This window comes from Amycolatopsis sp. WAC 04169 (assembly GCF_003947535.1).
Lineage (GTDB): Bacteria > Actinomycetota > Actinomycetes > Mycobacteriales > Pseudonocardiaceae > Amycolatopsis > Amycolatopsis keratiniphila.
The window spans coordinates 112,154-129,514 of the sequence record NZ_QHJI01000004.1 but is presented as its reverse complement, the minus strand read 5'-3'; the positions used below and the strand labels follow the sequence as shown (position 1 = coordinate 129,514).

The following is a 17,361-nucleotide window of genomic DNA, read 5'->3' as shown; positions in this document are numbered from 1 at the left end:
AGACCCTCACCCTAGACTCGCTCCCGTGAGCCCGAGTGAGAACACGACCGTTGCCAACGCCACACCCGCCACCGCACAGGCCGAGCGGCCCAAACTGCTGCTGATCGACGGCCATTCGATGGCGTATCGCGCCTTCTTCGCGCTGCCCGCGGAGAACTTCAAGACGAAGACCGGGCAGACGACGAACGCCGTCTTCGGGTTCACCTCGATGCTCATCAACCTGCTGCGCGACGAGGCGCCGACCCACCTGGCGGTGGCCTTCGACCTCTCGCGCAAGACGTTCCGGTCGGAGACGTTCGCGGAGTACAAGGCCAACCGCAGCAGCACCCCGGACGAGTTCAAGGGCCAGGTCGGGCTGGTCGAGGACGTGCTCAAGGTCCTCGGCATCCCGGCGCTGACCAAGGAGAACTACGAAGCCGACGACATCATCGCCACGCTCACGACACAGGCGACCGCCGAAGGTTTCGACGTCCTCATCTGTACGGGCGACCGTGACGCGCTCCAGCTGGTGACCGACCAGGTCACCGTGCTGTACCCGAAGCGCGGCGTGTCCGAGATGACCAGGTTCACCCCGGAGGCGGTCGAGGAGAAGTACGGCCTCACGCCGGCGCAGTACCCGGACTTCGCCGCGCTGCGTGGCGACCCTTCGGACAACCTGCCGAGCATCCCCGGGGTGGGGGAGAAGACGGCCGCGAAGTGGATCAGGCAGTTCGGCTCGTTCAACGAGCTGGTCGACCGGGTCGACGAGGTCAAGGGCAAGGTCGGCGACGCGCTGCGCGAGCACCTCGGCGCGGTGATGCTGAACCGCCAGCTCACCGAGCTGATCCGCGACGTCGAGCTGGAGCTCGGCCCGACCATGCTCGAACTGCGCCCGTGGGACCGCGAGGCCGTGCACGCGCTGTTCGACGAGCTCGAGTTCCGCGTCCTGCGGGACCGGCTCTTCGCCACCCTGCAGAGCGCCGAGCCCGAGGCCGAGGAGGGTTTCGAGGTCAGCGGGTCGAAGCTCGCGCCGGGCGCCCTCACGGAATGGCTGTCCGCGCACACCGGCACGGACAAGCCGGTCGGCCTGGCGTTCCGAACCACCGGCGCCTCGGTCCGCTCGGACCTGAAGGCCATCACCTTCGCGGCCGCGGACGGCGAAGGCGCGTACGTCGACGTCACCACGATGGACGCCGAGGACGACAAGGCGCTCACGGCCTGGCTCGCCGACGAGAAGATCCAGAAGATCGGCCACGAGCTCAAGATCCCCCTGCACGCCGTCAAGGCCCGCGGCTGGACGTTCGCCGGGCTCGTCATGGACACCGCGCTCGCGGCGTACCTGGTCCGCCCCGGTCAGCGCACCTTCGAGCTCGACGATCTCGCCCTGCGGTACCTGCACCGTGAGCTGCGGTCCGAGGCCGACACCGGGGACGGGCAGCTCTCGCTGCTCGACGGCGGCGCCGACGACATGGAGCAGAAGGAGATCCAGGCCGAGCTGGTCAAGGCCCGCGCGGTCTTCGAGCTCGCCGGCGCACTGACCAAGGAGCTCGAAGAACTGGGCGGCGCGCAGCTGCTCGCCGAGCTCGAACTGCCGCTGCTGCAGGTGATCACCGGGCTCGAAGCGGCGGGTATCGCGGTCGACATCGAGCACCTCACCGATCTGGAAGCGCATTACCTCAGCCGGGTGACGCAAGCCGCGGAGGAGGCGTACGCGGTCATCGGCAAGCAGGTCAACCTCGGTTCGCCGAAGCAGCTGCAGGTCATCCTGTTCGACGAGCTCGGCATGCCGAAGACCAAGCGCACCAAGACCGGCTACACCACCGACGCCGAGGCGCTGCAGAGCCTGTTCGAGAAGACCGAGCACCCGTTCCTGCAGCATCTGCTGGAGCACCGGGACGCGACCCGCCTGCGCACCACGGTCGAGGGCCTGATCAAGTCGGTCGCCGACGACGGCCGCATCCACACCACGCTGCTGCAGACGATCGCCGCCACCGGACGGCTCTCGTCGGTCGACCCGAACCTCCAGAACATCCCGATCCGCACCGAAGAAGGCCGCCGCATCCGCGACGCGTTCGTCGTCGGCGACGGGTACGCCGAGCTGATGACGGCGGACTACAGCCAGATCGAAATGCGGATCATGGCGCACCTTTCGCAGGACGAGGGCCTGATCCAGGCCTTCAACAGTGGCGAGGATCTGCACACTTTCGTGGCGTCGCGCGCGTTCTCGTTGCCGCCGGAGGAGATCACGCCGGAGCTGCGGTTCCGGGTCAAGGCGATGTCGTACGGCCTGGCGTACGGGCTTTCGGCGTACGGCCTTTCGCAGCAGTTGCGGATCTCGACCGAAGAGGCCAAGGAACAGATGGAGGCGTACTTCTCCCGGTTCGGCGGCGTGCGCGATTACCTCCATTCGGTCGTGGGCGATGCGGCGAAGGTCGGCTACACCGAGACGATCTTCGGTCGTCGCCGTTATCTGCCCGATCTCAACAGCGACAACCGGCAGCGCCGCGAAATGGCCGAGCGGATGGCGCTCAACGCGCCCATCCAGGGCAGCGCGGCCGACATCATCAAGGTCGCCATGCTCAACGTGCACAAGGCGCTGACCGAGGCGAAGTTGAAGAGCCGCGTGCTGCTGCAGGTCCACGACGAGCTCGTCCTCGAAGTCGCCGATGGCGAACGCGAGCAGCTGGAAGCGTTGGTGCGACAGGGAATGGGGTCGGCGTACGAGCTGGCGGTCCCGCTCGAGGTCTCCGTCGGATACGGGCGGTCCTGGAACGACGCCGCGCATTAGGCCTCGTGAGTGGTAATGACGGTTAGAACCGTCATTACCACTCACGATCGGTAGGGTCTTCCGGGTGACTTCCGAGCGCAGACGCTGGCGGGTGCGGCTGCGCGATCATCGTGGGCGGATCCTGGGCGCCGGGACCATGCTCGACGGCGAGCATCTCCTCACCTGCGCTCACGTGATCGAAGGCCAAGACGGTGTCACGGTGGATTTCGTGGCGCTTCCCGGTGTGGAGCCCGGAATCGCCACGATCGTCGCGCAGGCGGCGCCCATCGGCGACGACGGCGGGGACATCGCGCTGCTCCGGTTGCGTGACCCCGAGGAACAGATCGTCGGCGCCCCGCTCCACCGGACTGCCCTCGAAGACGACCAGCGAGTCCGGGCCTACGGCTTCCCGTGCGGTTCGGACGGCATGTGGTCGCTCGCGACCGTCGTCGGCGACGGCGGGCACGGCCTCGAACGCGTCCAGTTGCACCGCGATCCCGACGCCGAGCCGATCACCCACGGCTTCAGCGGATCCGCGGTGATCGCCGACAAGACCGGCCACGTCGTCGGCATGGTCGCGACCCGGTACGCGACCGAGGCCGCCCGCGTCTCCTGGATGATCCCGGTCGAGACCATGCTCGGTTACCTGCCGGAACTGCGCCGCTGGGCCGAAGGCAGCCCCGCGATCGACCCGAGTTTCGTGCGGTACCCGGAGCCGCCCGCGCTCGATCCGCGGTTCGCGCGCGAATTCGCCCGATGGCTCGGCGGGCACGGCCGGGCCGATGTCCGGGTGATCATCATGGGACAGGACGATTCCGCCGTGGCCGGCTCGTTGCGGCGCGCCGTCGTCCTCGCCGACCGCGAACGCGGCGCGGGCCGGACCGACACGGGACCGACGGTGCCGCCGGTGGGCAGTGTCGCGCTCGCCGTCGACGCGATCGGCAAGACCGCCGACGAGGTACGCCGCCGCATCTCCGACCGGCTCGACGTCGCCGCGGATTCGCCCGCCGGCCGTCACGGTTCCGGCCGCACCGTGGTCGTCTACGGGATCGACGAAGCCGCCGAACCCGACGAACTCGTCGGCGACGTGCTCGTGCCGCTGGCCCAGCGCGCGCACGAACTCGGGCTGCGGCTCGCGCTGGCGTTCCGCGAGGCGACTTCGCCGGGGGTGAGCGTGGTCAGGTCGAGTACGGACGTGCTGCCCGCGGACGAGGACGACATCGAGGGCCGGTTCGCCCTCCTGGAAACCCGGTTGGGTGAACTCGCCAAGCTGGAGAAGACCAATGCGAGCGACTCACCCCGCTTCTCCGGCGCCCCGCACGTTCATCCGAAGGAGCGGCGGCTGCGGGGCGCGTTGACGCAACTGCGTTCGGCGGAGCGGGAGGGAGACACCGATTGGGTGAAACGACAGCTTCCGGTCTGTGAGCGCGCCGTGGCCAAAACCCTCGATCGGGCTCGCGACCTTCGCCGGCTTCTCGACGAGAACCTCGCCCGGCGTGCGGAACTGCGCGCCCGGCTCGACGCGTACGGGGAGATGGCCCGTAACAGCGGGCTCGTCGAAGACGTCGAACTGGATGCCGCCTACGCCCCCGCCTGGCGGATGCTCTTCGAAGGACCGTGCGACCTGACGGCCGCGGCGGCCGCCGTCGAGCGGTACGCGGACACCGTACGGAAACGGATCGACGGATGACGGCCTGCGGACAGGACGGCTGCCCCGGCGTGCTCGGCAAGACCGGGTTCTGCAAGATCTGCGGATTGCCGCCCGGGACACCGGAAGAGCCGCGGGAGAAACCCACCCTGGTGATCCCCGGCCCCGGTGAGCTGCCGACCCGGATCACCAGCACGATGGTCACCCGTTCCCAGCAGCTCGCGGGCCACGCCGGCACGGACGACCGGGTCCCGCTGCCGGTCGTCGAACTCCCGGACGTCGCGGGCCGCCTGCTCACCGAGCCGCATGTCCCTGAGGAGGAACGGTTCTGCGGCAAGCACGGGTGCACGGCCACCCCGGTCGGCCGCTCGATCGGCGGCGGGCCCGCGCCCGCCGAGGGGTTCTGCCCGGTCTGCCGGACGCCGTTCTCCTTCTCGCCCAAGCTCGCGGCGGGCGACGTGGTCGACGGCCGCTACCACGTGCTCGGCTGTGTCGCGCGCGGCGGGCTCGGGTTCGTCTATCTGGCAACGGATTCCGGGCTCGGCGACCGGTACGTCGCGCTCAAGGGCCTGATCAACACGAACAACACCGCCGCCGTCCGGATCGCCGAGACCGAGAGCCAGGTGCTCACCGCGCTGGATCATCCGAACATCGTCCGGATCCTCGACGTGGTGGAGCACGACGACTTCCGGTACATCGTGATGGAGTTCGTCGACGGCCTTTCCCTGCGGGAGGTCAAGAACCGCGGCCGGGCCGGGCTGGACTCCAGCGAGGGACGGCTGCTGGTCGAGCACGTCGTGGCGTACGGGCGCGAGATCCTGACCGCGCTCGACTACCTGCACGGCGAGGGCCTGCTGTACTGCGACATGAAGCCGGACAACGTGATCCACGGCGAGAAGCGGATCAAGCTCATCGATTTCGGCGCCATCCGCAAGATCGACGACGACGAAAGCCCGATCGTCGGCACCGAGCACTATCAGGTGACCCCGCGGGAACGGGCGACCCACGGCCTCACCGTCCGGTCCGACATCCACACCGTCGGCGTGACGTTGCGGGAACTCTTCCAGGCCAGCGACGGCTGGTCGGTCACCACCGACGCGCGCGGCGTGCGGTTCGGCATCGAATCGTTCCTCCGCGTCCTCGACCGGGCGACAGCGCCGTTCGAACAGCGGTTCGCGACCGCACGCGAAATGCTGGTCCAGCTCGACGGCGTGCTCGGTGAGATCCTTTCCTTGCGGGACAAGCAGTCCCGGCCCGGTGCGTCGACGCTCTTCGCCGAAGGGGCGGTGCTGCTCGACGCGGGACTCGGCCAGGCGCCACCGCTGGAGCACTGGACGCGGGGCACGGCCGTCTCGCTCGGCGCGCGGCCGTCCGCCGAGGAGATCGCCCTCGGGCTGCCGGTGCCGCGGGAGGATCCGGACGACGCGCAGGCGAACTTCCTCCGCGCCGTCCGCGCGCCCGACGCGGCGCGGTTGCTGAAGAAGCTCGACAAGGTGCCCGGTTCGCCGGAGGTCGGGTTCCGCCGGTGCCGGGCGCATCTGGAGCTGGGGGCCGTCATCGAAGGCACGCTGGCGGTGGCGGAGGCCGAACGGCTGCTCGGTGAGCGCGCCGCCCACGACTGGCGGGTGGCGTGGCACCGGGGCCTGCTCGCGCTCGGCGAGGGCGACTTCGCCGCGGCCAAGGAGAAGTTCACCGCCGTGTACCGCGACATCCCCGGCGAGGAGCCGCCGAAACTCGCGCTGGGGCTCTGCGAGGAGCACCTCAACGGCGCGGCCGCCGCCGAGCGGTACTACGACGCCTTGTGGGTGCGGGACCGGGCGCAGGTGAGCGCGGCGTTCGGGCTCGCGAGGGTCCGCTTGTCGCGGGGCGACCGTGCGGCTGCCGTCGAGATCCTCGACCAGGTCCCGGAATTCTCGCGCTACGACGAGGCGGCGCGGATCGCCGGCGTGCGGGTGCTGTCCGCGCCGATGCCGGGGACGGGTGACCTCCCGGCGTCGGCGGAACTCGACGACGCCGTGGTCCGCCTGACCGCGTTGGACCTCGACGGCGACGCCTTCGACAGGCTCGTGACGGCCGTGCGCGAGACCGGCCTGGCGGGAGTGCTGCTCGGGCAGGACGGGATCACCGACGGGGAGATCCTGCGCGCGGACGAGACCGGTGCCCGCACCGTGCTGGACAAGTCGTACCGGCGGCTCGCCCATCACGCGCCCTCGCCGGAAGCGCACGACGTGCTGATCGATCTCGCGAACTCGGTGAGACCGGTGACCTTGGTGTGAAAGGGGAGAGATGAGCGGGGAACCGGGTCTGGGCCTCGAAGTGCACCAGAACAAGTTCCTGGCCGAGGGGGACCGGGCGATGACCGCGATCGTCCGGGTCGTCTCCCGCGGCGGTGAAGCGTCCGCGGCCAGGACGGCCGCCGAGGTCCTGATGATCGACTGCTCCAGTTCGATGCGCTTCCCCAGTACCAAGATCGGCGAGGCCCGGCGCGCGGCCGCGGCGGCCATCGACGTCCTCCCCGACGGCGTGCGGTTCGCCGTCATCCAGGGCACCGATCGCGCGAAGACGATCTACCCGGCCGAGGACGGTCTGGTGACCGCTTCCGACCGGACCAGGGCGGAGGCACGCGCCGCCGTCGAGCATCTCGCGGCCGTCGGCGGCACCGCGATGGGTGCCTGGCTCGCCAAGGCACGCGACCTCTTCGACGGCGTGCCCGACGCCGTCCGCCACGCGATCCTCCTTACCGACGGTCGCAACGACTCCCAGACCAGGGCCGATCTGATGGCCGTGCTGAACAGCTGCGAAGGCCGGTTCGTCTGCGACGCCAGGGGGATCGGCGACGGCTGGGAGCCCGCCGAACTCACCCAGATCGGCCGGGTCCTGCGCGGGAACGTCGATTCCGTCGTCGAGGACGACAAGCTCGCCGACGATTTCCGGCGGCTGGTCGAGAGCGCGATGACGAAGGTGCTCCCCGAGGTCCGGCTGCGGATCGGCACCATGCCGTTCAGCAGGCTGCGGTCGATCAAGCAGGTGTTCCCCGACGAGTACGACCTCACCGACCGGTGCCGGGAGGTCGGCGTCCGTGAGCAGGAGCTGTCGCTCGGTTCGTTCGCGAGCGACGAGACGCGGGACTACCAGCTGATCCTGGATCTCGACCCGGACCTGGAACCCAGCCACGGACAGGACCGCCAGCTGGCCTGGACGGAACTCGTCCCGGTGCCGGGAGCCGCGGTCGAGGAGGACGCGCTGGCCATCGCGGGGCGGTGGACACGCGATCCGATCCCGCCGACGCTGATTCACCCGATGGTCTCGAAGTACGCCGCGCAGGCCGATCTCGGCGAGGCGTTGACCTCCGGCGGTGACGCCTACGCGGCAGGTGACCGTGCCGGGGCCGAACGGGACTGGGGACGCGCGGTCGCCCTGGCCACCGCCGCGGGCGACGAAGAGACCCTCGGCCGTCTTTCGGGGGTCGTGGAGATCGTCGACGCGGAGAAAGGCGTGGTGCGGTTGCGCCCGGACGCGACCCGCAGCCACGCGTTGCACGTCGTCATCCCGTCGAGGGTTTCGGAAATCGCCCTTCCGCAGGAAGATCGGCCGATGCCCGACGGAACACCGGTCGCCTGCCCGGCCTGCCCCGCGCTCTCACCCGCCGGGGCGAACTTCTGCGTCGGCTGCGGAAGACCGTTCGGCGAGGCGGTTTCGTGACGGCCACCCGGGTGCGGCTGGTCCGGCTCCGCACGGCCCTGCTGGCACTCACCCTCGCGGTACTGGTGGTCTCGCTGTGGGCGTTCCAGAACGTCCAGAACACGGCCGAGACCGTCCGCGACCGCACCGCGCAGGCGGTGCTCGAAGTGACCGCCGCGCGCGCCGCGCTGGTGGCCGCCGACGCCGCCGCGATCGCGAGTTTCGCCTCCGGTGAGGCGAAACTCGCCGGGCCGGGGCAGGAGTACACGAATCAGCTGGCGCTGGCGAGCCAGAGCCTCGCCCGGGTCGCGGAGTTCAACCAGGCGGGTGAGGCGGGCGGGAACGCGCTTCAGGTGATCGAAAGCCAGGTCGCGGCCTACTCGGGCTCCATCGGACAGGCCGACGTGCACTTCCGTCAGCCGGACGCCGCCGTGCTGGGCGCGGTAGATCTCTGGCACGCCTCACGGCTGCTGCACGCTTCGGGCGGGGTCCTGGAAGAGCTGGAAGTGTTGCAGGACAGGCAACGTGACGCGCTGAACCGGCAGCTGTCGGACACCGGGATGAGTCTCGCGATGCTCCCGCTGTGGCTGCTGCCGGTGCTGGCCCTGCTGGTGCTGCTCGTCTTCACCCAGCTGTACCTGCGGAAGCGCTTCCGGCGCGTGGCGAATGTCCCGCTGCTCGCGGCGACCGTGCTGATCGCCGCCATCGGGGTCGCCCTGGTGCTCACCCTGATCAGCCGCGAACGGCTGGATTCGGTAGGGGAGCGGCTCGACGGTGTCGCCGCCGCGCGATCGCAGCAGATCCGGGCGGCCGACGATGCCGGTCAGCGACAGCTCGCCGAACTGCTCACGGGGTACTGCGACGAGGAGCAGGGATGCGGGGTGACCGTCGACGAGTTCCGGGCACGGGCGCTACAGACCACGACGTTGGCGACGGACAACACCCGGGTGGCCACGGCCGGCGCGAAGGCGGTGGCGGCCGACGCCTCCGCCGCGGCCGAATCCGGCGGACGGGAGTTCCTGATCCCGGCGGGCACCCTGCTCGCGGGCGGACTCGTCCTGCTCGGGCTGCACGCCCGGATCGACGAATACCGGTATCGCCCATGAAGCGCCTGATCTCCGTGCTGACGGCGCTGTCGCTGGTCGCGGCGGGCTGTTCGGCGTCGGCGGAAGACGAACCGGTCGTCGTCCTCGCGTCCTGGACCGACGGCGAGGAAACGGCCTTCCGCCAGGTGCTGGACGCGTTCACGGCCGAGACCGGGATCGGTTACCTCTACGAAGGCACCCGGGCCGTCGACCAGGTACTCGCTTCGGACGTCCAGCGCGGCACACCGCCGGACGTGGCCGTCCTGCCGAACGCCGGGGTGCTGGCGAAATACCGGAAGTCGGGCGACCTGCTGCCGCTCGGCGACGACCTTTCCGCTGCCGTGACGCGGTCCTTCAGTTCGCCATGGGTCACCCTGCAGAAGATCGGCACCGAGCAGCTGTACGCGGTCGCGGTGAAGGCCGATCTCAAAAGCCTGATCTGGTACGACCCGGCGCGGATGACCGGGGTCCGCCCGACTACGTTCGCCGCGCTCCGCGAATACTCCGCCGGGCTGACGGCGGCCGGCGGCACGCCGTGGTGTGTCGGAATGGGTGCCCCGCCCACCTCGGGCTGGCCGGGAACCGACTGGATCGAAGACATCCTGCTGCATTCGGCGGGGCCGGAGAAGTACCGGCAGTGGGCGTCCGGCGGGTTGCCGTGGACCTCAACCGAGGTCAAACAGGCTTGGCTGGATTGGGGTTCCGTGCTCGAACCCGCCGCGATCCGCGGCGGCACCGCGGCCGCGCTGCTGACCGATTTCGGCGACGCGGGCAAGCCGATGTTCACCGATCCGCCGGGCTGCGCGCTCGAACACCAGGCGTCGTTCATCATGAGCCGCTACCAGAACTTCGAACGCCCCGACGGGACCTTTCCCAAGCCGAGTACCGATTTCGACTTCCTCTCCTTCCCGGGGCGCGACGTCTCCGAGGTCGCGGCCGACCTCGCCGGGATGTTCCAGGACACCCCGCAGGCGCGAAGGCTGATGGAGTTCCTCGCTTCGGAGAAGGCACAGCGGATCTGGCCGTCGATCCCGCGCGCGAACGCGTTTTCCGCCAACCGGAAGCTCGGTCTCGACGTCTATCCGGACCAGGTGAGCCGGAGGGTCGCGGACACGATCACTTCGGCGTCCGCGCTGTGCTTCGACGCCTCGGACCTGATGCCGGCGACGATGACCGGTGCGTTCCATCGCGCCGTCCTGGAGTACCTGAGCAACCGGGACCGGCTGGACATCCTGCTGAAACAACTCGACGACGTCCGGAAGAGCATCCAATCCGGCGAATGGTTGGAAATCCCCTGTGGACAGTGAGGAGCATCGGTGAACGACCTGGCACGGTTCCCGCTCGAAGGCGGCGGTTCGGTGGTCGTCGAGATCGACCCGGTCCCCGGCACCGCCCGGGTCTCCCGGCGCGACGACCTGATCGAGGACACCAAGGGGTCCTTCGAAGCGGCGCTCGCGAACGTGAAGGACGCGGCCACGGCGGCACTGGACGCGTTCCGGTCGATGCCGAGGGGACCGGACGAGGTCGAACTCAAGTTCGGCGTCAAGCTCACCGCGCAGGCGGGCGCCGTCATCGCGAAAACGGGGCTGGAGGGGAACTTCGAGGTCAAGCTGAAGTGGGCGCGGGAGACAGACAGCTGAAGGATGTTTCGACACCCACGCTCCGCGATGGGCACTTGAAGGACGTGAAGCTGGGGTACATGAAGGCCCCCTTCCTGTACCTAGGCGCGAGGAAGGGGGCCTTCATGTACTTGGCAAGGTCGAGTTTCCTCGGCTGAGCCGAGGGAAGGGGCCCTTAACGCGCGACACCTGTGACGGCTGTGGCTGCCGGTGTACTTGGGTCGAGTGTGGCGATTCGCGAGTCCGTGAAGGCCTCCTTGAGAGACCCAGAGTCCCTCAAGGAGGCCTTCACGGACCTGACCTCAAGCGCCGCTCCCCGTATCCGGCAGGAAGGGGTCCTTCAGCTAACGCCCGAGGCCCCGGATCAGCACCATCACCGATTCCCGCACATCGGCCCGCGTCCGTTTCGGCTGGAAGACCTGCCAGTCGAGCGCGACCACCAGCATCGTGCCGAACAACCCCGCCGCGGCGGTCTGGATCTGGACGCCGTCGGGCAGCCGCCCGGCGGCGTCCAGCCGGTGGAGTTGTTCGCGCACGATCGAAATGATCTCCTCGCGCAGCAGCGTCAGCGTCTCGTGCCAGGTACCGGGCGTGCGCCACATCTCGCTCACCAGGATCTGCGAGAAACCGGGGTATTCGGCGATGAACTCCAGCGCACCGTCCACTTGCGACTCGATCACGTCCATCGGGTCGCCGTCGCCGGTCGCCGTGCGCAGCCGGTCCGCGAGCACGCCGACGCCGTAGCGCAGCAGTGCGTCGACAAGACCGTCCTTGCTGCCGAAGTTGTAGTAGACGGTGCCCTTCGCGACCTTCGCCTCGGCCGCGATGTCGTCCACCGTCAGCCCCACGAGGCCGCGGCTGGCGGACAGCCGCAGCGTCGCTTCGAACAGCTTCTGCTTCGTCGCCTCACCCCGGGGGCTCACAACGCCAGCTCGGGTTTCAGCGCCGAAACCGTCCAGGTGCGCCGTTTCCGCGCGGCCAGCGTCGAGACCAGGATCCCGCCGACGAGATAGGCGAGAAGGACACCGATGTCACCGAGGATCTCCATCGAGGCGCCACTGTAGAGCAGGTGCCGGAACCCGTCGATCGCGTAACCCATCGGCAGCACGATGTGCAGCGGGTACAACGCGTCCGGGATGGTCTGCCACGGGAACGTGCCGCCCGCGCTCACCAGCTGGAGCACCAGCAGGACCAGGCCGAGGAACTTCCCGACGGCGCCGAAGAACGCGTTGAGCGCGTGCACCACCGACGTGAACGTCAGCGACACCAGCACCGCGAACCCGATCGCGCCGAGCGGATGCGCGACGTCGATGCCGACCAGCCAGGTCACCGCGCCGAACAGCACGATCACCTGCGCGATCCCGAGCAGCGCCGAGGACAGCCAGCCGCCGAGCGCGACCTTGAACGGCGACGCGCCGGCGGTCAGCGCGCGGGTCGAGAGCGGGCGCAGCAACAGGAACAGCACGAACGCGCCGATCCAGGTCGCGAGCGAGATGAAGAACGGGGCCAGACCCGCGCCGTAGGTCCCGGCCGACGCGACGCCGGAGGAGTTGACCGCCACCGGGTCCGCGATGGTGTTGGCGGTCGCCGCCCGGGTGGGGTCGTCCGGGTTCGGGATCTCCTTGAGCCCGGCCGCGAGCCCGTCGCGCAGCTGCACCGCGCCGTCGGCGAGCTGGTTCGTGCCGTTGAGCGCGGTCTTCTCGCCGTCGTTCAGCTTCGCGGCGCCGTCGCGGATCTGCGTGGAGGCGTCGGCCGCCTGCGCGATGCCGCTGGTGAGCTGCGGGGTGGCCGAGGCCAGCTGGTGCGCGCCGTCGGACACCTGCCGGGCACCGGACGCGAGCTGGGCGAGCTGGCTGTTCGCGCCCTGGATCTTCGTGTTCGCCTGGTCGACCGGAGACCGGAGGGTGTCGAGGCGGCTCAGGATCTCCTGCACCTTCGCCTCGGGGACTTCGGCGGCACGCAGGTCCTGCGCGAGCTGGGTGCGGTAGCCGTCGAGTTTGGCCTGGATGTCCCCGGAGGCCGTCGCCGCGAGCGAGGCGGCGTCGGCGACCTTCTGGTTCCCGTCGGCGACCTGACCGGCGCCGTCGGCGAGTTTCTGGGTCTGCGCGGGGAGCTGGGCGGTACTGGATTTCAGCGTGCCGAGCCCGGTCGCCAGCTGGGAGCTGCCGGAGGCGAGCTGATTGGCACCGTCGGCCAGCTGCTGCTGTCCGGTCTTCAGCTTGCCCGCGCCGTCGGCGAGCTGCGAAGCGCCCGTCGAGGCCTCCTGGATCTTGCCGTAGATCGTGGAGAAGCCGACCAGGAACTTGTCCGCCGCCTCGCTGCCGACCTTCTCCGCGATCGTCTTGCGGACCTGCTCGGCCACCTGTTTCGCGATGGTCCCGGACAGATAGTTGTTCGCGTCGTTGGTCGTCAGCGTGATCGTCGCCTGCTGGGGCTGGAAATTGCCCGAGGACAGCAGCGCCGTGGAGAAGTCGCGCGGGATGCCGATCGCGAACGAGTACTTGTCGTCGCGGACGCCCTTCGCGGCCTCGTCCTGGGACACCTCGTGCCACTGGAACGTGCCGGACTTGACCAGTTCGTCGGTGACCTCACGGCCGACGTTGCGCTCCACGCCGGCCGAGTCCTTCGCGCCGGTGTCGGAGGTGAAGACGGCGGCGGGAAGCTTGTCCAGGCGCGAGTACGGGTCGTAGTTCGCGTAGAGGTAGAAGGACGCGTAGAGCAGCGGCACCAGGACGAGCGCGGCCATGGCGAGCTTCGGCAGGGTGCCACTGCTCAGCCGGCGCAGCTCGTTGGCGGCGATCCGGACGGGATTCATTCCTGGTCTCCTGAAGTCTCTTCGATCTCAGCGGTTTCGACCGGCGCGCAGCGCACGGGGTCGGGCTGCTCGAGGGCGCCGCAGCGAGCGGGCTCCTCCGGCAGGGCCGAAACCGGGGTGGTGGCGGTCAGCACGATCACGGCGAGGCCGCGCTCGGCGTGCTCGCGGGCGAGCCGCGCCCAGCTGTCGACGTCGCTGGTGTGCCTGTCCGGGGTGTCGAGCACGAGGACGCCGACGCCCTCGCGGCCCGCGGCGAGCGCGGTGAGCAGCCGGGTGCGCGTCACCGGTTCGATATTCTCGAAGCGGGTGGTGGCGAAGGCGGCGGCGCCGTGCTCGGCCAGCCAGCTCGCGACGGCGGCCTTGTTCGCCGGCCGCTTCGCCAGTTCGAGTTCCTCCCCGACGACGACCTGCAGCGACAACGCGCCGTCCGGCTCGCTCACCCCGGGGGAGTCGACGATCGCCACGACCTTGCGCGGGTCACCGCCCTCGACGGTCACCGTCCCGGTGGCGGGCTTCAGCCTGCCTGCCAGCGCCAGCCCGAAGGCGGTGACGCCGACCCCTGGCTCGCCGTGCACGATCGCCAGCTCACCGCCCGAAACGGTGAGCGAAGTAGGCGACAGCAACGTGCCGTGGGGTCCGGTCACGGACACCCTGTCGGCTTGAACCCGCACGAAGAACTCCCAGGTCGGTGACTCGCGGAACTTTTAAACTGACTGGTCAGTTCAAAAGTTAGCCCTGACCTGGGAGGCGCACAACCTTGGGGGGCTCACGTCACACACAAGAGTGACGAAACCTCCGCAAACCGGACGACTAGCGCAGGGCCGAAGCCGGATGGACCTCCCAGGACGTCCACAGTGGACGATAACCCTGCCGGTGCCAGAACACCGAGGAGAGCGGGTTGGTCGGGTTGTAGTAGAGGTAGGTGCCGTCCGCGCCGTCGGCGGCGAACTCCTTGTGCACCACCGACATCAGTGTGCGGCCGAGTCCGTTCCCGCGCAGGCCGGGCACGGTGACGACGTTGTTGACGTAACCCCAGCGGCCGTGGGGGAGCAGTTCGGCCTCGGCCGATCCCGGCGACGAGGTGATCCACGCGCCGTGCGCGAACGCCGCGATCCGGGCGTCCCGTTCGGCCAGCCACAGCAGCGGGACGTCCTTGTCGAGCGCGCGTTCCAGAGCCGGGGCGAGCAGTTCGGCGGCGTTCGGACGATGCCGGGTGGCGACCTGGCCGATGTAGTCGTGGGTCGACACGGCCATCGCGAGCACGGTGTCGAAGTCTTCACGCCGCGCCCGGCGGACGGCCACGCCCTCGGCGGGCGGGGTGTCCCGGTGGCTCCCGGTGCGCACGGCGAGCGCGGACATCGGCACCAGCCCGTGGTCGAGGAAGGCGCGGATCGCCTCGGCGTCCCGGCTCGGCCAGTTGACCACGCAGGACGAGTCCTCGCCGGGGGATTCGGCGTCCATCCACGTCCGCCACGCGCGCAGCAGCACGTCCATGCCCTCGGTGCCGGTGTTCCCGGTGAACGGGAAGAGCTGGCGCACATCGGCGGCCGACCACAGCAGGGGGACGTCGTCCGGGCCGTGCAACTGGCGCTGCACCACACCGGTGACCTGGACGCCCGCCGCGGTGGCCGCGTCCACGCGTTCGCCGACGACCGGGGGCGGCGCCGCCTCGGGCAGGAGCCTGTCGATCGACGCGAGCCGGGCGCGGTGCGCGTCGAACAAGGTCTTCTCGATTTCCATCCCGTCCCCAGGGTCGACGCGCCGGGCACCGCTACCGAAGGGCCGCCGCCGGGGCGGCCGCCCACGTCGTCCACAGAGGACGATAACCCTGCCGGTGCCAGAACACCGGGGACAGCGGATTCGCCGGATTGTACGAGACGAAGGTACCGCGCAGCGACGGCGAGAACAGCTCGTCGTGCACGACGGCGGTCAGCGCGCGCCCGATCCCGCGTCCCCGCGCGGCCGCGGTGACGGCGAGCGTTCCGACGTAACCCCATTCGCCCGGCGGCAAGCGTCCGGCGAGCGCGTCGCCGGGGATCGGGGAGCGCTTTCCGCCGGTCACCATCCCGACCGTGAGCCCTTCCTCTTCGGCGATCCAGACCCGGCCGCCGAACTGCAGGCCCCGCCGGACCTCTTCCGCCAGCAAGGCCTTGGCGCCGGGCCGGACCACACCGTGGCCGACGAGCGAGGTGTAGCGGAGTTCCTCGAACCGGAGGCCGACGATCTCCTCCAGGTCGCCCCGTGTCGACGCGCGGATGGTCACGCCGGGCACGGAATGCGCTTCCCCCGCCGCGGGCGCGCGGACGGCCAGCGCCAGTTGCGGCGCGAGCCCGTGGTCCAGCAGCGCCCGCGAGACCGCGACGTCACGGCTGGGCCAGGTGACCGTGCACGACGAATCGGGTTCGGCGTCGGCGAGCGCGATCCGCTCGCGCCAGGCGGACAGCAGCGCGCTCATGCCCGCGACGGCGTCGAGCGGGAGGACGGCGGACAGGATCTGCAGATGCGCGGGGCTCCAGAGCCGTTGCCAGGAACCCGCCGCGAACCGTACGTGCGTGATCGTCCCTGTCGCGCCGCCCGCTTCGAGGGGTTCGCCCGGCGGGAGCGGGGGTGGCGGCGGAAGCAACGGGTCGAGCGCGGCGAACCGCGCCCGCTGCCGTTCCGCCGCCGGGGTCATCCCCGCTGGGTGCAGAAGATCGCGGTGCCGGGGAAGAGCTTGCCGCGCAACGGGCTCCACTGTCCCCAGGTGCGGGTGTGACCCTCCGGCCAAGCGGGCTCGATGAGATCGGTAAGCGCGAAGCCCGCGTCGGAGAGCGCGCGGACGTAGTCGCCGAGGGTGCGGTGATACTCGACGTACGTCGCGACGCCCTCTTCGTCGACCTCGACGTACGGCGTGCGGTCGAAGTACGGCTGGGTGACGGTGAGGCCCTGCGGTCCGGGATCGTCGGGGAAGATCCAGCGCATCGGGTGGGTCACGGAGAACACCCAGCGGGCACCCGGCCGGAGCACCCGGCGCACTTCGGCGAAGACGACGTCCACCGACGCCACGAACGGCACCGCGCCGAAAGCCGAACAGGCGGCGTCGAAGCTCGCGTCGGCGAACGGCAGCGACTCCGCCGTCGCCTGCACGAGCGGGACGGGGGTGCCGGTCCGCTCGTTGCCCTCCCTCGCGTGCCGCAGCATGCCCGCCGACAGATCGGTCGCCACCGCCTCGGCGCCCTGCGCGGCGAGCCAGCGCGAGCAGGCCGCCTGCCCGCAGCCGACCTCGAGGATCCGCTTGCCGGCGACTTCACCCAGAAGCGCGACATCGGCCTCGCGGACGCCCTCGGGGCACCAGACGAAGTCCGCGTCGCCGAGGAACCCGCCGTGGGTCGCCTGGTAGTCGTCGGCGTCGGCGTCCCACCACGCCAGGTTCGCGGCGGTCGCTTCCGGCGCCGAGACCGCCCGGTAGGCGACCCCTGCGGTGCCGAGCCGCTCCTCGGCCTGTGCGTGCCGATCGGGCTCGGCGACGGACTGCTGGCTCAAAACCGATATCCTTTCCCCAGGTCAGGGCTTCGCGGCACAGCTTATCCGCCCGCCGTGATCGTGGGGGCGACCCTGATTGTGCCGTGTACAGGGGGCCGCGTAGGATATCTGTTAGCGCAGTGGGTTCGCGCTACTCTTTCCCCCGGTTCGCTCAGCGTCCGGGTCAGGGGGTCGCGTACCGGATGCGGTGATGCTCGCGGTCGTTCCCTGTGGACGTTTGCTTATGTGGTCGCCTCATGTCGGAA

At 70.0% G+C, this 17,361-nt stretch carries 13 protein-coding genes; 7 read left to right on the top strand and 6 right to left on the bottom strand.

The genetic code is table 11. From position 1 onward, the window contains the following. Nucleotides 1-25 precede the first annotated feature (25 nt). The 7 genes from polA (at nucleotide 26) to DMC61_RS09785 (ending at nucleotide 10,800) form a co-directional block, all read left to right on the top strand. On the top strand, nucleotides 26-2,767 hold the full coding sequence (gene polA, locus DMC61_RS09815) for a DNA polymerase I (protein ID WP_125688624.1): 2,742 nt from the start codon (nucleotides 26-28) through the stop codon (nucleotides 2,765-2,767). A 64-nt stretch (nucleotides 2,768-2,831) separates the two neighbouring features. Further along, entirely contained in the window at nucleotides 2,832-4,436 is a 1,605-nt protein-coding gene (locus tag DMC61_RS09810; RefSeq protein ID WP_233594742.1) for a serine protease, read from the top strand. Next, the gene (locus tag DMC61_RS09805; RefSeq protein ID WP_125688622.1) at nucleotides 4,433-6,670 is read left to right on the top strand and encodes a serine/threonine-protein kinase; all 2,238 of its coding nucleotides are present in this window, start codon (nucleotides 4,433-4,435) and stop codon (nucleotides 6,668-6,670) included. Before DMC61_RS09810 ends, DMC61_RS09805 begins: the two co-directional genes overlap by 4 nt. 10 nt (nucleotides 6,671-6,680) lie before the next feature. Continuing rightward, nucleotides 6,681-8,096, top strand: a complete 1,416-nt coding sequence (locus DMC61_RS09800) for a VWA domain-containing protein (RefSeq protein WP_125688620.1) — start codon at nucleotides 6,681-6,683, stop codon at nucleotides 8,094-8,096. After that, nucleotides 8,093-9,181, top strand: a complete 1,089-nt coding sequence (locus DMC61_RS09795) for a hypothetical protein (protein ID WP_125688618.1) — start codon at nucleotides 8,093-8,095, stop codon at nucleotides 9,179-9,181. The genes DMC61_RS09800 and DMC61_RS09795 overlap by 4 nt, the downstream gene beginning before the upstream one ends. After that, nucleotides 9,178-10,467, top strand: coding sequence for an ABC transporter substrate-binding protein (locus DMC61_RS09790; RefSeq protein WP_125688616.1), 1,290 nt, complete (start codon nucleotides 9,178-9,180; stop codon nucleotides 10,465-10,467). Before DMC61_RS09795 ends, DMC61_RS09790 begins: the two co-directional genes overlap by 4 nt. 9 nt (nucleotides 10,468-10,476) lie before the next feature. Next, nucleotides 10,477-10,800: a CU044_2847 family protein gene (locus DMC61_RS09785; protein ID WP_016335483.1), complete on the top strand. Its 324-nt coding sequence runs from the start codon at nucleotides 10,477-10,479 to the stop codon at nucleotides 10,798-10,800. A gap of 323 nt (nucleotides 10,801-11,123) precedes the next feature. Here DMC61_RS09785 and DMC61_RS09780 read toward each other — a convergent pair whose 3' ends face one another. The 6 genes from DMC61_RS09780 to DMC61_RS09755 all read right to left on the bottom strand — a co-directional run bounded on the left by DMC61_RS09780 (nucleotide 11,124) and on the right by DMC61_RS09755 (nucleotide 17,116). Then, nucleotides 11,124-11,702: a TetR/AcrR family transcriptional regulator gene (locus tag DMC61_RS09780; RefSeq protein ID WP_016335482.1), complete on the bottom strand. Its 579-nt coding sequence runs from the start codon at nucleotides 11,700-11,702 to the stop codon at nucleotides 11,124-11,126. After that, the gene (locus DMC61_RS09775) at nucleotides 11,699-13,594 is read right to left on the bottom strand and encodes a YhgE/Pip domain-containing protein (RefSeq protein ID WP_125688614.1); all 1,896 of its coding nucleotides are present in this window, start codon (nucleotides 13,592-13,594) and stop codon (nucleotides 11,699-11,701) included. The genes DMC61_RS09780 and DMC61_RS09775 overlap by 4 nt, the downstream gene beginning before the upstream one ends. Next, a complete protein-coding gene (locus DMC61_RS09770; protein ID WP_125688612.1) occupies nucleotides 13,591-14,265 on the bottom strand; it encodes an ABC transporter ATP-binding protein in 675 nt (224 codons plus the stop codon). Before DMC61_RS09770 ends, DMC61_RS09775 begins: the two co-directional genes overlap by 4 nt. A gap of 139 nt (nucleotides 14,266-14,404) precedes the next feature. Beyond that, nucleotides 14,405-15,334: a GNAT family N-acetyltransferase gene (locus DMC61_RS09765; protein WP_125688605.1), complete on the bottom strand. Its 930-nt coding sequence runs from the start codon at nucleotides 15,332-15,334 to the stop codon at nucleotides 14,405-14,407. 31 nt (nucleotides 15,335-15,365) lie between these two features. Continuing rightward, nucleotides 15,366-16,268: a GNAT family N-acetyltransferase gene (locus DMC61_RS09760; protein WP_125688603.1), complete on the bottom strand. Its 903-nt coding sequence runs from the start codon at nucleotides 16,266-16,268 to the stop codon at nucleotides 15,366-15,368. Next, nucleotides 16,265-17,116 (bottom strand): class I SAM-dependent methyltransferase, encoded by an 852-nt coding sequence (locus tag DMC61_RS09755; protein ID WP_016335477.1) that lies wholly within the window; start codon nucleotides 17,114-17,116, stop codon nucleotides 16,265-16,267. The genes DMC61_RS09760 and DMC61_RS09755 overlap by 4 nt, the downstream gene beginning before the upstream one ends. Nucleotides 17,117-17,361 lie beyond the last annotated feature (245 nt).

Excerpts from the sequence above, each read along its gene's own strand:
- DMC61_RS09775 (WP_125688614.1), bottom strand. The coding sequence starts at position 13,594 with ATGAATCCCGTCCGGATCGCCGCCAACGAGCTGCGCCGGCTGAGCAGT.
- DMC61_RS09760 (WP_125688603.1), bottom strand. The coding sequence starts at position 16,268 with ATGACCCCGGCGGCGGAACGGCAGCGGGCGCGGTTCGCCGCGCTCGAC.
- DMC61_RS09805 (WP_125688622.1), top strand. The coding sequence starts at position 4,433 with ATGACGGCCTGCGGACAGGACGGCTGCCCCGGCGTGCTCGGCAAGACC.
- DMC61_RS09765 (WP_125688605.1), bottom strand. The coding sequence starts at position 15,334 with ATGGAAATCGAGAAGACCTTGTTCGACGCGCACCGCGCCCGGCTCGCG.
- DMC61_RS09790 (WP_125688616.1), top strand. The coding sequence starts at position 9,178 with ATGAAGCGCCTGATCTCCGTGCTGACGGCGCTGTCGCTGGTCGCGGCG.
- DMC61_RS09800 (WP_125688620.1), top strand. The coding sequence starts at position 6,681 with ATGAGCGGGGAACCGGGTCTGGGCCTCGAAGTGCACCAGAACAAGTTC.